This window comes from Streptomyces sp. NBC_00190 (assembly GCF_036203305.1).
GTDB lineage: Bacteria > Actinomycetota > Actinomycetes > Streptomycetales > Streptomycetaceae > Streptomyces.
In genome coordinates this window covers 8,414,500-8,427,863 of sequence record NZ_CP108131.1, presented here as the reverse complement: position 1 = coordinate 8,427,863, position 13,364 = coordinate 8,414,500, and the positions used below count along the sequence as shown (strand labels likewise).

The 13,364-nt window shown below is 70.6% G+C and carries 13 protein-coding genes and 2 pseudogenes; 10 read left to right on the top strand and 5 right to left on the bottom strand.

What is annotated here, in order from left to right; all coding sequences use genetic code 11:
* Nucleotides 1-20 precede the first annotated feature (20 nt).
* The 3 genes from OG429_RS39180 to OG429_RS39170 form a co-directional block, all read right to left on the bottom strand.
* Nucleotides 21-320 (bottom strand): hypothetical protein, encoded by a 300-nt coding sequence (locus tag OG429_RS39180; protein WP_328930010.1) that lies wholly within the window; start codon nucleotides 318-320, stop codon nucleotides 21-23.
* A gap of 5 nt (nucleotides 321-325) precedes the next feature.
* Nucleotides 326-862 (bottom strand): SMI1/KNR4 family protein, encoded by a 537-nt coding sequence (locus OG429_RS39175; RefSeq protein WP_328930009.1) that lies wholly within the window; start codon nucleotides 860-862, stop codon nucleotides 326-328.
* Nucleotides 863-1,307: 445 nt separating this feature from the next.
* Nucleotides 1,308-2,477, bottom strand: coding sequence for an FAD-dependent oxidoreductase (locus OG429_RS39170; RefSeq protein WP_328930008.1), 1,170 nt, complete (start codon nucleotides 2,475-2,477; stop codon nucleotides 1,308-1,310).
* Nucleotides 2,478-2,712: 235 nt separating this feature from the next.
* On the opposite strand from OG429_RS39170, the gene OG429_RS39165 reads away from it, so the two are divergent.
* Nucleotides 2,713-3,318 (top strand): TetR/AcrR family transcriptional regulator, encoded by a 606-nt coding sequence (locus OG429_RS39165; RefSeq protein WP_328930007.1) that lies wholly within the window; start codon nucleotides 2,713-2,715, stop codon nucleotides 3,316-3,318.
* A gap of 490 nt (nucleotides 3,319-3,808) precedes the next feature.
* On the opposite strand, the gene OG429_RS39160 is transcribed toward OG429_RS39165, so the two are convergent.
* Complete coding sequence (locus OG429_RS39160) at nucleotides 3,809-4,333, bottom strand: AAA family ATPase (protein WP_328930006.1); 525 nt, start codon at nucleotides 4,331-4,333, stop codon at nucleotides 3,809-3,811.
* Between the two features lie 299 nt (nucleotides 4,334-4,632).
* Between OG429_RS39160 and OG429_RS41685 the strand changes: the two are divergent.
* The 6 genes and pseudogenes from OG429_RS41685 to OG429_RS39130 form a co-directional block, all read left to right on the top strand.
* A pseudogene (locus OG429_RS41685) lies at nucleotides 4,633-4,719 on the top strand (HPP family protein); the annotation flags it as partial.
* A gap of 79 nt (nucleotides 4,720-4,798) precedes the next feature.
* Complete coding sequence (locus OG429_RS39155; RefSeq protein ID WP_328930005.1) at nucleotides 4,799-4,921, top strand: hypothetical protein; 123 nt, start codon at nucleotides 4,799-4,801, stop codon at nucleotides 4,919-4,921.
* Between the two features lie 1,013 nt (nucleotides 4,922-5,934).
* Complete coding sequence (locus OG429_RS39145; protein ID WP_328930004.1) at nucleotides 5,935-6,699, top strand: hypothetical protein; 765 nt, start codon at nucleotides 5,935-5,937, stop codon at nucleotides 6,697-6,699.
* A 53-nt stretch (nucleotides 6,700-6,752) separates the two neighbouring features.
* Nucleotides 6,753-7,178, top strand: a pseudogene (locus OG429_RS39140) (helix-turn-helix domain-containing protein); the annotation flags it as partial.
* 160 nt (nucleotides 7,179-7,338) lie between these two features.
* The gene (locus OG429_RS39135; RefSeq protein WP_328930003.1) at nucleotides 7,339-7,578 is read left to right on the top strand and encodes a hypothetical protein; all 240 of its coding nucleotides are present in this window, start codon (nucleotides 7,339-7,341) and stop codon (nucleotides 7,576-7,578) included.
* Between the two features lie 27 nt (nucleotides 7,579-7,605).
* Nucleotides 7,606-7,779 carry a hypothetical protein gene (locus tag OG429_RS39130; RefSeq protein ID WP_328930002.1) on the top strand — a complete coding sequence of 58 codons (174 nt, stop codon included), beginning with the start codon at nucleotides 7,606-7,608 and terminating at the stop codon, nucleotides 7,777-7,779.
* A 588-nt stretch (nucleotides 7,780-8,367) separates the two neighbouring features.
* On the opposite strand, the gene OG429_RS39125 is transcribed toward OG429_RS39130, so the two are convergent.
* Entirely contained in the window at nucleotides 8,368-8,913 is a 546-nt protein-coding gene (locus OG429_RS39125) for an ATP-dependent DNA ligase (protein ID WP_328930001.1), read from the bottom strand.
* Nucleotides 8,914-9,631: 718 nt separating this feature from the next.
* Between OG429_RS39125 and OG429_RS39120 the strand changes: the two genes are divergently transcribed.
* From OG429_RS39120 to OG429_RS39110, 3 genes are all read left to right on the top strand, one after another.
* Entirely contained in the window at nucleotides 9,632-9,838 is a 207-nt protein-coding gene (locus OG429_RS39120) for a hypothetical protein (RefSeq protein ID WP_328930000.1), read from the top strand.
* Between the two features lie 456 nt (nucleotides 9,839-10,294).
* Nucleotides 10,295-11,665, top strand: coding sequence for an MFS transporter (locus OG429_RS39115; protein WP_328929999.1), 1,371 nt, complete (start codon nucleotides 10,295-10,297; stop codon nucleotides 11,663-11,665).
* 146 nt (nucleotides 11,666-11,811) lie between these two features.
* A complete protein-coding gene (locus tag OG429_RS39110) occupies nucleotides 11,812-13,125 on the top strand; it encodes a condensation domain-containing protein (protein WP_328929998.1) in 1,314 nt (437 codons plus the stop codon).
* Nucleotides 13,126-13,364: the final 239 nt, after the last annotated feature.

Below are 13,364 nucleotides of genomic sequence, written 5' to 3'. Positions count from 1 at the left end.
CGAGCCCTCTGCGGGCTTGGCTAGAGCTTCGCAACGAACAACGTCGCCTTCAGCAGCTGCCCGACCAGCCAGCAGGCACACCGTCCACAAGATGCCTGCGTTTGTGCGATCTTGGGCCGGTCCCAGAGGGCCAGGATCTCGTTGGCGAGGGCTACGACGGGCAGGTGGTCCCGGTCCCGCACCTTGATGGCTGCGGCTTTCAGGGTGCGCGGGACGGCTCCGGCGTCCAGGCGGACGCGCCATTCGTGCGCGCCGAGTTCCAGGAACTCCAGTTCGGTGAGCCCAGCGACCTCCAGGCGGTCGCCCAGTGTGCCGGGCATGGCGGTCAGAGTGCGCAGACGGGGCAGTCCCGTGACAGGGCGAGGCTGAACGGTGTGCCGTCCCAGGCGCCGATGGTCAGGACTTCCAGGCCGGGATAGGCGGCGGCCTGGATGGTCTCCAGGCATACGGTAACGATTCTGGCCACGGTGGGAAGTTTGTCTCCGCGGCGGCCGCGACGTTCTTCCCGCATCCGGCCCAGGACGAAATCGGTGAGGGAATCGGCCACGAGCTCGGCACCGAGGCCCTGCTCGTGGTCGACCAGGATGACCTGCCCGCAGTATCCGGCGGGGCCGGGGGTCAGGTCGACGGCGAATTCGTCACCGCCATTGCTCCCGAAGCCGATCCAGCCCGGTGAGCCGGCCAGGCCCTGCACCGCGGCGTCGGACGCGGTGTTGACCGCATGCGTCGCGCCGTGATCCCAGCCGGGGTGACGCACTGCCGCGCCGACGCTGTACAGGTGCTCCAGGCCGGAGAGCTCGCAGCCGACCGCCTCGTCGGCGCGGTCCGCCTCCGAGTACACACGTGTGACCCGGTAGAGCACCTTGATCTCATCGGGACACCGAGGCGCGCTTCGGCAGCAGCGATCTCCTCCTCTGTCGCTCCGACGGCGTCAGGCATCCGCTCGCGCAGCGTCCGCTCCAGCAACTCCGGATCCGCCGATGGTGCCGGCACTGCCCCGGGCACCGGATCGGGACGGCGGAGCCAGGGCTCGGCAAGGGAGCCGTCGGCCAGGACGAGCACCCCCAGGTCCGGGTAGCCGAGAGCCGGTTCCACGACCGAGCTCGGCCAGACCAGGCCGAGCGTGGTCCTACCGTCCGGCTGGGCCTCCGCCCTGAACGCCATCTCCTGGACTCCGCCGCGCGCGAGCGCCCGCTGTATGTCCTCCACTGTCAGCGCACGATGAGCCATACGCGTAGCCGCTACACGCGTCATCCGGTGGGCTGTCCCGTCGGCGGACGACGGGGGCGGTGCGTTGTCGGCCGGGCTCAGCTGGTGTGAGCGGGTCGCGAGTCAGGGAGGGTGCTTGCTGGCCAGAGGGTGTCGGGGAAGGCGGCGGCGTCGGAGTCGGTGTCAGGCATGAGGGTGGTGAGCATCTGCTGGGCGGTCTTCGCGTTGTCGGTGGCGCGGGGCAGCATGACGCTTTCGTAGGCGTCGAGGGCCTCGTCGATGGTGGAGTGGCCAATGACGGCTTGGGCGAGTTCGGCGCCGTCGAGTAGGGCAAGGTTGGCGCCGACGCCGACGGGCGGCATCAGGTGGGCAGCGTCGCCGAGCAGGGTGATGCCGGGGACGCGCCGCCAGGAGTGGGGAATGGGAAGGACGAACATGGGCCGGTTGATGAAACCGCCCTCGTTGTCGCGCAGGATGTCCAGCAGGCTCTCGTCCCAGCCCTGGTACTGGGCGAGGAGGCGCGCGCGTACTGCTTCGGTGTCTACGAGGTCGAGGCCGGCGTGCCAGTCCTGGGGGCCGCGGAAGTTGATGTAGCCGCGGACGTGTCCATTGCTGTTGCGCTGCAGCACCAGGCTGCGGCGGCCCGCCTTGGCCGACATGGTGCCGCGACCGACCAGGCGGGCGATGCCGGGGTGACGGTGTTCGACGTCATCGAAGTGGACTTCCACCAACGTGACACCGGCGTAGGAGGGTTGGGCGTCGGAAAGGGCGGGGCGTACCCGGGACCAGGCGCCATCGGCGCCGATGACCAGGTCGAAGTCCTCGCCAGCGTGGTCGTGGTGGTGTAAACGGGCGGTGCCATGGGGTAGCGGGGTGACGGCCCTTACGGAGTGGCCCCAGCGGACCGTGCCGGGGGCGAGGGAGTCCAGCAGGAGCGCGCGCAGCTGGCCGCGGTCGATCTCGGGCCTGCTCAGATCGTCCTCGTCGGCCTGGTCGTGGCGTATCAGGGTCGCGTGGCGGTCGTATAGGCGCCACTCCTGGCCTTCGGGCCGGGACAGGGTGAGGAACTGGTCGAACAGTCCGGCTGCGCGCAGGGCTGCCTGGCCGGTGTCTTCGTGGATGTCGAGAGTGCCGCCCTGCGAGCGGGAGTGGGGGGCGGTCTCGCGCTCGAAGACCGTGACCGGCACGCCGTGCTGCTGCAGAACGCGCGCGCAGACGAGGCCGCCGGGGCCGGCGCCGATAATCGCGATGCGAGGGGTGGTGGACATGAGGGTCACGCTCCGTTCGGCGGTTGAAGAGAGTGCTGGTCTCTTGTGGTGACGCCCTGTTTCGGGCATGGCAGATCAGGCGTTCCGGTGTGGGGACGCGCCCGGGTTCTGGCAGCTGGGTGCCGGTCAGGCGTACCCGCTCACAGAAGCACAGCCGATCCAAAAGTACAACTGCTCCGACTTTCTCTCCGATTGCCTTTGTGATCGAATCTCCTCAAGGGGGTACGATGGGAGCATGGCCGGGACAACAACAGGACGCCGTGAGCGCAAGAAGGCCCAGACAAGGCAGGCCCTGGCGGATGCCGCAGTGCGGCTGTTCACCGAGCACGGGTTCGGCAACGTCGGTGTACGCGAGGTGGCGGAGGCGGCCGACGTCTCGCTGAGCACACTCTTCAAGCACTTCCCCAGTAAGGAAGCCCTCGTCTTCGACCTGGACGCGGACGTCGAGAGCGCCCTGGTCGCCGCCGTTCGCGACCGAGCCCCCGGTCAGTCTGTGCTGTACGCCCTGCGCGACCACATGGTGCACACCCGTACCGCCGTGCGGACCGACGACCCCACTTTCGTCCTCGTCGAATCCACCCCCGCGCTGCGGGACTACGCCCGGCGCATGTGGTCGCGCCACGAGAAGACACTGGCCGCCACCCTCGCCGAGGCCACCGGGCTCGCCCCGGAAGACCCCGCCGTCACCGGCCTGGCACGCTTTGCCCTGGAAGCCCCCAGCATCGCCCGTGCAAGCGAAGACCCGGCCCGGACCATGCGCGACTTGTTCACCCTGCTGGAACACGGCTGGGCCACCACCCCCCTGGCACGAGAGGAAGACCGCCCCGGTCGGGATGGGTGACCGCGACCAGATGCTGCATCCCGCAGGAGCAGCCCCCGCGTGGCCGTCGCGTTCAGGAACTCGGCGGCGCGGTTGATACGGGCGTAGGCCCAGCGGACCCTATAGCCGAATCCTCCGCCGCGCAGCCGCTGGTGACGGCGGGTCCGCAGTAGCAGTGACCAGCGCACGCAGGCACGGAGCAGAAGGGCGTGTTCGGGGTGGCGGGCGGTGACCCGGTCCAGGTGACGTTCGATCCGGGCGGAAAGCTCGTCCCGCGCGGGCAACACCTGGTACACGATGAGGAGGTCACGGAAGAGTCGACGGTTCGGGCGGCGGCCCGGCCTTCGGTGGCCGTGACATTGAGGTCGGCATGGGTGACGGTCCGGCCCGTAGCCACGACCCACCGGCACATCACGCCGGCTCGACCACATGACAGGGGAAGCGATTTCAGCATGCGAGTAGCCGGTCGATCACGCTCCCGGATGGGGCCTGACCAGGGTGGGCCGGACAGTCACGTGAAAGACGGCCACCGATCGGCGGCCCACTCGGGCCAGCCCGGCCAACCAGGAGGCGGACTGCCGATTTCATGCCCGCCGAGTTCCGCGGCGCTGGGCTCCTCGAACAGCGCCCTCCAGTGCAAGAGGTCCACCTCGTCCATCGGAAAGGTCTGATCCGGAGTGGTCGACTGGCGATGGGCGATCCGAGCGCGTTGGGTCTCATGGTCCACCGGCACATACAGGAGGTGGCAGGACGCGCCTAAAGACTCCACCAACCAGCGGATCGCGGACCTCTCGTCACGAGACCAGCATCCGAAATCCAGGACCACGTTTGTTCCAAGCCTCAGTGCCTCCACGGCCAGCGAGAGCAGCCGCCCTTCCAGGACATCGCGCTTCCCGTCCGCCTCCGGCTCACCGAACAGAGGAATCATCCACTCATCAGGCGTCAGCCGAAGCGCGTTGTGCTCCTTGGCCACCTCCCGAGCCCTTGTGGTCTTCCCGGCCCCCGGCAGGCCGACTGTCAGAAACAACGTGGTCACACCCGGATCGTTCATGGAAACCACGTGGAGGACAACTGCATTCTCTGCCGAGATCGCCAGGGCTGCGTCGCGGCCACCGGCAGAGGGCGACCTCGGTGGTGACGACGCACGCCTCTCAAGGCTCTCCCCGGTGGATCACTCCTAAGGGCTTGCAGATCATTAACACGTCGTCTTGATCTAGCTGCTGGCCTCGGGGCTCGTCGGCATAGGCGCCGTCCTCCACTGATACCGCCGCTGGCGGCGAGCGCCGCCCTCGTCCACAACGCGCCCTCCCGCTCGCCCAGCCCCGCAGCGTCGCGGTGGGCCATCTGCTCGGAGCGATCGCCGGCTACGCGGCGCTGACGGTGGCAGGCGGCGGCGCGTGGGTCGCCGCCCTCGCCGCCGGACTGACCATGGCGCTGACCACGATCGCCCGTATCCTGCAAGCCGCGGGCTGCGCCACCGCCCGTCGTGATCGTCCTCCAGGTGCCCCAGCCGCTCCGCTTCGTTCCCCTGCTGCTCGGCTCCACGATCCTGCTCGTCCTGACGGGCTGCGCCGCCTCGCGGGTACGCCGCAGGGCACCGAGGTATCCCGCGTACTGGTGGTAGCCGGCTGGACGCCGCCGGAGCAATGCGCTCCCCGCGCCTGTCGATCTTGACCGCACCCGGTGAACGAGAGCCGCGAGCCGCTTTCTCGGCTGACCCCATGTCCGACGAGTCACCTCTCATCCGTAGCCTGCGGGCCGCTGTCGCCGCCGCTCCCGAAGACGTGCCCCTGCGGCTGCACTTCACCGAACTGCTCCTCGCGGAGGGGAGGCACGACGAGGCCGTCACGCAAGCCGCGGTCAATCCCGAACTCCCACCGTCACCCTCGCTGCATGACCACCCCAAACGTCCCCAAGGCACCACGTCCTTGACGAAAGACATAGAGACACCCCCCGGGTTCCATGGCAACCTGGCGCAACCTCACTATCGGCGCCCTCCCCCTCGCGGGGAGCACCAACATCGCCGCCAGCCTTCGACGTAACGCTCGCGACGCCAGCAGGCCGCTCGCTCTCCTTGGTCTCACATGATCATGCAACGGGCATCAAGCGACTACGCCGAAGCCCTGCGGCTACAGCCACTCCTGAGGCGGGCCGACAGTCCATGGAATCTGTGGTGGACATCCACAAGATCCATTCACGCGCGATACGCCTGGGCGCGGGAGCGGGAGGAGCAGAAGCGTGCCCAGCTGGCGGTCTGGGAACGTGAGCGCCAGGAGGCAGCGGAGGCGGCCCGTGAACGGCAAGAGGAGCCCGCTGGAGCCCCTACGACTGAACTGGCCGCAGGACCTACTGTCGGTGGCGGTCGCAAGCATGGGGCATGACGGCGAAGGCATCCGTAGGGCACCCACGGAGGGTGTTGGCGCAGTCTGCGAGTAGGTCCCCCGGGCACAGCTTGCGCTGCGGGCGCTGCGGCTGCTCGGTGTGTGCGTCGGCCGGACGGCATCCGGGCCGGCCGACGCCGGTGGCCGGATCGGCGGCCTTTCGTCGCCGGCGCGTGACCGGATACGACTGGGCACCCGTACCCCGCCCCACTCCCACCGATCGCAATGGAGGCGCACCCCAATGACCCCCGCCGGCATGACCAGCTTCGATGACGTCTACGCCCTCCCCGACCCCCGCGGGTACTTCACCGCCCTCGGGCCGTACGAGTACCAGACCCCAGGCCACGCCCAGCCGGTCTTCCGCGCGCTTGCCGCCGAACTCGGGCCGGGGCGGCGTACGGTCCTCGATGTGTGCTGCTCCTACGGGATCAACGCCGCCCTCCTCAACCACGACGTCACCCTCGACGAACTCTTCGCGCACTACACCTCGGCCCGGGCGGCTGAACTCACCACCGCCGCACTCGCCGACCGCGACCGCGACTTCTACGCGGTCCGCCGCCGCCCCGACGCCGTGCGGGCCATCGGCATCGACGTCTCGCGCCCCGCCCTGGACTACGCGGTGGCCGTCGGGCTGCTCGACGAGGGGCACTGCGTGGACCTGGAGCGCACCGAGCCGGGGGAGCGTCTGCGCGGCTCGCTCGCCGGGACGGGCCTGATCACCGTCACCGGCGGCACCAGCTTCCTCACCGAGCGCACCTTCGCCCGGCTGTTCACCGCTATCGGCCACCCCGTGCCGGTGGCTGCCTTCGTCCTGCGCACCCACGACTACGGGGCGATCTCCGGCTGCCTGAAGTCGTACGGCCTCGCGATCGAGCGGGCCGCCACCACCCAGCCGCAGCGGCGCTTCACCGACCCCCGGGAGCAGGAACGCGCGGTCGCCACCGTCACCGCGTTCGGAGAAGACCCGGCAGGGAAGGAGTCAGCAGGGTACTTCCATACCCGGCTGCACCTGGCCCGCTGAACGCGCCCCGGGCCCCGAGGGGGCGGACCCGTACCAGGCGGGACTTATAAGGCAGCACCGAGATCGCGAAGGAGTTACGGGTCAGCGTCCGGTCGGTTCAGCGGTGGCGTCGGGCGTGGCGGGAGGCAGGGCAGGATGCGCCCCGACCCCAACCCCGTCGAAGGCATCTGGCCTATACGCCGCCGGAAACCCTCGATCTGCTGGACACACTCCTCGAAGGGGTCAGCGAGCCACGCCTGAAACTGATCAGCACGGACGAGACCAGGGCGTTGTCTGCCCGACGCCTCTTCCGCCCGCTGGCTCGATGGCCCCGAGGAGGGCGGACCTACGGAACGACCGCCAACGGGGCGGTCACGCTGGATGCCCGCACCGGGAAGGACATGCCCACACGGCCCGAGGCCGCACCCATCCTCGTCAACGAATTCGGTGGACTCGTACTCCGGGAAGGCGACCTTTTGAGTTACCCGGCCGGAGGGTGAGCCGCGCAGGCTGACCCCTCGCTTGCGCGGCTGCCGGGCCCCGCTGAACGCGCGCCGGCATCGACCGGAGGAGCCAGTGACTTTCCCTCCCACAGACCGGCCGGCCGTCCGACACCGCGCTCGGCGTGCTGGACTAGCCGGGACGTCGCAGGCTGGATGGATGGACCATGCGCCGATCCTCGTACACCGCATCTCTCCGTCGGGCGGCAGGCGAGTCGTGATCCGGATCCGCGGCGTCGACACCGTCCTCGGCGTCGCCCACTCCGACGCGGACCTGATCGAGTTCCTGCGGCGTATCGAGCTTCCCGACCCGGACGACATGGTTCTCGGCGACTCCCCCGCTATCGCCTGGCAGGGCGGTCAGCCGCACGTCTACCGGTACGGCGAGGGGCAGCCGTGACCGGCTCGCGGCCTGGCCGACCTGGCCGTGCACTTCGACGACCTGAATACCCAGCCCGGCGTCCGGCTCGCGCTCCTCACCCGCGGCGAGGCGGATGCGCTGATCGCCGTCCTCGGCCAAGCCGCCGAGGCGCAAAGCGACCTGCGGGCGGCGGCGCTGGAACTGCAGGCGACGATCGGGATGCGGCTGCCTGCAGGGTAGGCGCGCGGCGACCCTCCCGTGGGGAGCCGGGAGGGCGCTGGGCCCGGGATGGTCCGGAGCCACACCATAAGCACGCGGCTCGGGCGGCCGGTAGGCATATGACAGGGCAGATTCCGAAACGAGAGAGCCCCTCACTCTCAGCAAGAAAGCCCCCTCACTACTCTTCAGTCCAAGAGGTCGTTGCAACACCCCGCTTGTAGGGAGTTGCAGTGGACTTCGAGATCCGGGAGGACCGGACCTCCCCAATGCGGCCCGCGACTCCCGTGTTGGTACGGCGGCGGACCAGGTCCGAGCACCGGATTCCGCCGCCGGGGTGCCACTCCATCACCGGCTCGGCAGACGTACCGTGCTCCTGGCACCATTTGACCGGGACGACGCCGCAGTCGTGCCGCGCGCACGCACAGGCCTCTCCCGGGCCCGCGTACGCCAGCCCGTGCCGAACCACTCCGCCCGTCGGCCCTTCCGAGGCCGCACCCCGAAGGGCCGCCAGCCACGCCATCGTCACCCGCAGACCGCCCGACCCCGACCTGAACCGGTCGATCACCCGTGCCTCGCCCGGCACCGCCAGCGGAGTCGCCCCCGGCACGGTCAGGCGGCGCACCGACGCTCCGAACTCCCCCGCCGCCAGCCCGGCCAGCACATCGGCATCGGCATCGGTTGACCAGTCCGACAGCCGGTCCTCCACCCTTCCAGCAGTGCGCGCCGCTCGGCGTACGGGCGCGTCAAAAGCTCCTGGCCGTTCAGCTGCAAGACGTCGAAGGCGACGAAGTAGGCCGGCCGGCGGGCGGCGAGGCCGGCGGCGCCGCGGGCGCGGGTGGCGGCCCGGCGCTGCAACGCCTCGAACGACAAGCGCTCCGCCTCGGCGTCCCAAACGACCAGTTCACCATCGAGGACCAGGCCGTGCGGCAACTGCCCCTCGGCGGCCGCCACCAGGTCCGGCCACCGGTCCTGGACCAGCGCCCCGCGACGGGTCTGCACCAGCACCGTGCCGCCCGGACCGGCCGCGGTGAACAGCAGCGCCCGGTGACCGTCCAGCTTCTGCTCGTACGCCACCCCCGCCCGCAGCGCCACCGGTCCCGGCACCGACTCCGCGGCCTGCGCCAGCATCGGCTCCACCGGCGGTCGCAACGTCACAGGGGCCTCCCTCACGACTTGCACCTCTTCCAGGGTCGACCAGACCAGCCGGAGGCGGCCCTGCAGGCGGCCGTCGAGTCATCCATCCGAGGGGCGCGGCGGGGCCGTCAGGGGCGCCCTGCGGGGCTTCCGCGGCACGGTGGCGGCATTCATCGCTGGCCCCTGCCCCTGCTCCTTGCCGCGCTGCTCGCGGCCTCGGGTGCGTCACCGTCCACCCCGCCCCCACCCGACCCGCCGCGCGGGCTTCCTGCGCGTCGCCCATGCTGAGTAGGAGGGCGCCGTCGGCCCAAGGCTTGTCCTCAAAAGGGCCGAACGGGGGCGCCCGAGAGGAAGAAGTCATGCGTATGCGAAGAATGCTGGGCCTCGCCCTGGCCGCAGCCACCCTTGCCGGCATGAGCGCCCTCGGTGCTGTCAGCGCTCAGGCCACCGTCGCGTCTCCGACCATCACCAGTGAAGAGTGCACGACCGCGGGCGGACAGGTCACGGCAAACCCCTACAGGGAGGGCTACACCTGCACGTTGCCTGACGGGAGTAGGCAGCCGATCACTTGATGGCCTCACGGCCCGAACACGACGCTCGCGAGCGAACCGGGCACCTACTATCACTCCAAGAAGCTGGTGTTGCGACGACCAGTTGAGTCCAAGCAGTACACCAGCCATGAACTCGCCGACCTGGCATCCGAGTTCAGCCTTCGCCAGTCGGTCGGACGCACCGGGCAATGCTGGGACTGCCAGTCTTCTCGCACCGGATCCCGCACGCTCTGAACTGGCCCGGACGGCCTTGGGCATCCCTGCACCACCTCGGCCGCGACCAGGAGGCCCGTACCACCCCGGCCGCGGCCCACCGCGCCCTGACGGAGCTCAACCATCCCCGCTACGCCGAAGCCGCCGCCCTCCTGGACGGACTCCCCGACGCCACCGCATGAGCGAGTGCCGTGACCGGAAGGGCTCACCGGGTCACGGACCGGCGTCGAATATCTCGCTTACAGGGGTGCCCGAGAGCCATCGCGCGGCCCAGCCGTCGGCGTCGTCCCGGCGCTCGACGTGTGCCCTCCCGCCTCGGCAGGGGTACCGGTCGGCGTCGGGTGGCGCTCATAGCGGACGGAATGAAACCTTCCGCAGGAACATGATCAACGGTGAGTCTTTTCGGTCAGGATGGAACCCATTACTCACGGTAGGGAACGCCGCCCGACTCCCCCTGGGCCCCTGACCTCCCTTGCCCCACCCGCCCCAGCTACGCACACAGCGGGCAGGAATTCACGCGCCTGTACCCCGGGTAGTGCGAAAGATTTCCTGATCTGTGCCCACTACGCCGCAAAACTAGTCCGGAAATGACAGGTTTGCTTTGACTCTTGAGTGATCGATCCGTAAATGTCGTTCACATGTCCAACACATCCCGAGCCACCGCCGGTGGCCCTATGCGCTTGCGCGACTTCCGACTGTTACTCGCGGGAGCTGCCACCGGACAGCTCGGTGCACAAGTGACACTGGTGGCACTGCCCCTCGTCGCCGTCCTCGAACTCGACGCTCCTGCCTTCCAGGTGGGCCTCCTGACCGCCGCGGAGACCGTCGCCTTCCTGCTCGTCGGGCTGCCTGCCGGAGCGCTCACCGACCGGTTGCGCAAGCGGCCCCTGATGATCCGCACGGATCTGCTGCGCGCCGCGGCCATGGCCAGCATCCCCGCTGCCGCGCTCGCCGACGTCCTGACCATGGCCCAGCTCTACGCCGTCGCGCTCGTGACCGGCGTGGCGACCGTGTTCTTCGACGTCGCCCATCAGAGTTACCTGCCGCAGATCCTGCCCCGTGATCAGCTCATGGCCGGCAACGGCGCCCTGGAGACCGTCCGTTCCACCGCCCACGTGACCGGCCCCGGTATCGGCGGCGGACTGGTCCAGCTCGTCGGGGCGCAGTTCGCCGTCATCGTCGACGCCATCGGCTACCTGCTCTCCGCCCTCTTCCTCCTACGCGTCGAGCAGACCGAGGAGGCGCCCGAGCCCGCGGCCGCCGGGGGCTCCCTGCGCAAGGAGATCGGCGAGGGTGTGCGCTTCGTCTTCGGCCATCCGCTGCTCCGTGTCATCGCCCTGACCACCGGCCTCGCCAACTTCTGTACGGCCGTCCTCATGGCGACGCAGACCGTGCATCTCGTCCGTGTCGTCGGGCTGGAGGCCGGCGGACTCGGGCTGGTGCTGTCCGCGTCGGCCGTGGGAGGGCTCCTGGGCGCCCTGTGCGCCGGGCGCCTCGCGGCAATCCTGGGGCAGGCCCGGGTCATGCTCCTGTCCGTCCTCGTGACCGGCCCGTTCGCGCTGCTGTGGCCCCTGTCCGGGCACGGTCTCCCCGGGGCGGTCCTATTCGCCGCCGGATCGGCGGTCGTCTCCTTCGGCGCCGTCGTCTACAACGTCGCCCAGGTCAGCTTCCGCCAAGGAATGTGCCCACCACGACTGCTCGGCCGGATGAACGCCACCCTGCGCTTCCTCATGTGGGGCACGTTGCCACTGGGCGCGCTCCTCGGCGGAACCCTCGCCCAGTCCTACGGGTCGCGTACGGCTCTCGCCTGGTGCGCCGCCGGCATCCTCACCGTACCGCTGCCGCTGCTGCTCTCCCCGCTGAGCCGGATGCGGGACCTGCCCGGTCCGCAGGAGGACGGTGGCGCCGGCACCGACGCCGAGGCCGACGCCGGTGCCGGCCACGGGACACAGCGGGACACTGCCTCCGCCGACGGCGACGAACGGCCGACCCCCGCACCCACCGGCTGACCACGGGCTGACCGCCGCCCCGCCACTATCTGGCCGCCGTGGACGACCCCTGCGCGGGCACAGCCCGCCGCCACCGACCACACCGCCATGCCCGCAGGGGCCGCGCCGGCGTTCCGCCCGGCCGCGGCCACGACAAAGAGGACCACGTGCGCAGCATCACGAGTCAGTACCTGGCCCGCTACCGGCGTCTCACCGGCGACCGGTCCGACAGCGTGCTGCCGGTCACCGGAGCACAACGCCGCTTCCTGCTGGTGCGTTCGCTGGACCCGTCGGGACGCCCCGACGTGGTGCCGATGTTCTTCGCGTTCCCTCACGGAACCATCGACCCCGAACGCCTGCGGGCTGCGGCGTCCAGGCTCGCCGCACGGCACACGGCCCTGCGCTCACGGCCCGCCGTCGTCCGCGGCACTCCCGTCCTGTGCGTCGCCGATCCGGACGTCGGCGTGACCCGGCCGGCCCTCGTACCGGGAGAGTCGCCCGCCGACGCGCTCAGTCGCGCTCTGGAATCCTGGGATGCCCAGGGTCCCCCCTTGCGGCTCTTCCTCGTACGCGACGAGGAGCGCGAGGAGGAGATCCTCGCCGTCGCCCTGGACCACGCCGTCTGCGACGGCCGTTCGCTGGCGCGGATCGTCGACGAACTCGGCGCCGCCTACAGCGAAGAAGCCACTGATTCCCACGCTGCACCAGGGGAGACGGAAGGCGAACTCGCCGTGTACCGGGACGCGGTCCTGCGTCAACTCGCCGCCGAGGAAAGGGCGGAGACGGCCGAATCGGCCGCGTACTGGGCTGACCGGCTGCGCACGCTGCATGCCCATGCTCCGGCGCCCAGTCCGGCCCGCGTGCCCGAGGGCACACGGCCCAGCGGCGCCGCGCAGGCCCGGCTGCCCGCGTACGACGGCGGCGTGTCCTTCCCCGGACTGCTCGACGCCTGCCGCTCCGCAGCCCGCGAGCTGTACGGGCCCGGCCTCACGGTCCCGCTCGGCTACCCGTGGGGCGGCCGTCCCCCTGGAACGGAGCCGGTCGTCGGCTGCTTCCTCAACACCCTCGTCTTCCCGGCCGACACCGGCTACGGAACCGGCAACGAGCCCGGCACCGGACCCGGCTCGGAGGCGATGGCCGACGCGTGGTGGGACGACCTCGACCGGGCCGACGTACCGTTCGACGCGGTCGTGACGGCCGCGCGGGCCGCCGGCTCGGGCTGGACCGGAGGCCTCGACGGACTGCTCACCGTGGACGACGACAGCCGTCGCCCGCCGCTCGTGCTGGCCGGTGTCGAGGGACGGGAGGTCCACGTCGACGGCCGACCGGTCCGCGGTCCCTTCGCCGTCTCCATCACCCAGGGAGCGGAGATCCGCCTGCGGATGGCGTGGGACCGGGCGGTGCTCGACGACGAGACCGCGCGGCGGGCGTTCGACGCGCTCACCCACGCGCTGCGCCCCTCGGAGCCCACCGTGCAGTGACCCCGCCGCCCCTCCGCCGCAGGTCCCCGAGTCCCACGGCGGCACCCCCGCGCGCCCCCGGGCGCGTCACGGCCCCGCGGCCACCCCGCTCCGGCGCTCACGGGCACCCCGCACCACCCGGCACACCGCAGCGCAGCCCCCGCCGCCGCGCACCCCGAGCTTCCCCCCACGGCATGCCCCCACGCAGAAAGCGGCACCGCGCGACCCGTGAAGCCGCCCGCACGACCACCGGACACGAC

What these genes read in the sequence shown, in the direction of transcription:
- OG429_RS39180 (WP_328930010.1), bottom strand. Translation starts at nt 320, where the DNA reads ATGCCCGGCACACTGGGCGACCGCCTGGAGGTCGCTGGGCTCACCGAA.
- OG429_RS39170 (WP_328930008.1), bottom strand. Translation starts at nt 2,477, where the DNA reads ATGTCCACCACCCCTCGCATCGCGATTATCGGCGCCGGCCCCGGCGGC.
- OG429_RS39165 (WP_328930007.1), top strand. Translation starts at nt 2,713, where the DNA reads ATGGCCGGGACAACAACAGGACGCCGTGAGCGCAAGAAGGCCCAGACA.
- OG429_RS39145 (WP_328930004.1), top strand. Translation starts at nt 5,935, where the DNA reads ATGACCAGCTTCGATGACGTCTACGCCCTCCCCGACCCCCGCGGGTAC.
- OG429_RS39135 (WP_328930003.1), top strand. Translation starts at nt 7,339, where the DNA reads ATGGACCATGCGCCGATCCTCGTACACCGCATCTCTCCGTCGGGCGGC.
- OG429_RS39120 (WP_328930000.1), top strand. Translation starts at nt 9,632, where the DNA reads ATGCTGGGACTGCCAGTCTTCTCGCACCGGATCCCGCACGCTCTGAAC.
- OG429_RS39115 (WP_328929999.1), top strand. Translation starts at nt 10,295, where the DNA reads ATGTCCAACACATCCCGAGCCACCGCCGGTGGCCCTATGCGCTTGCGC.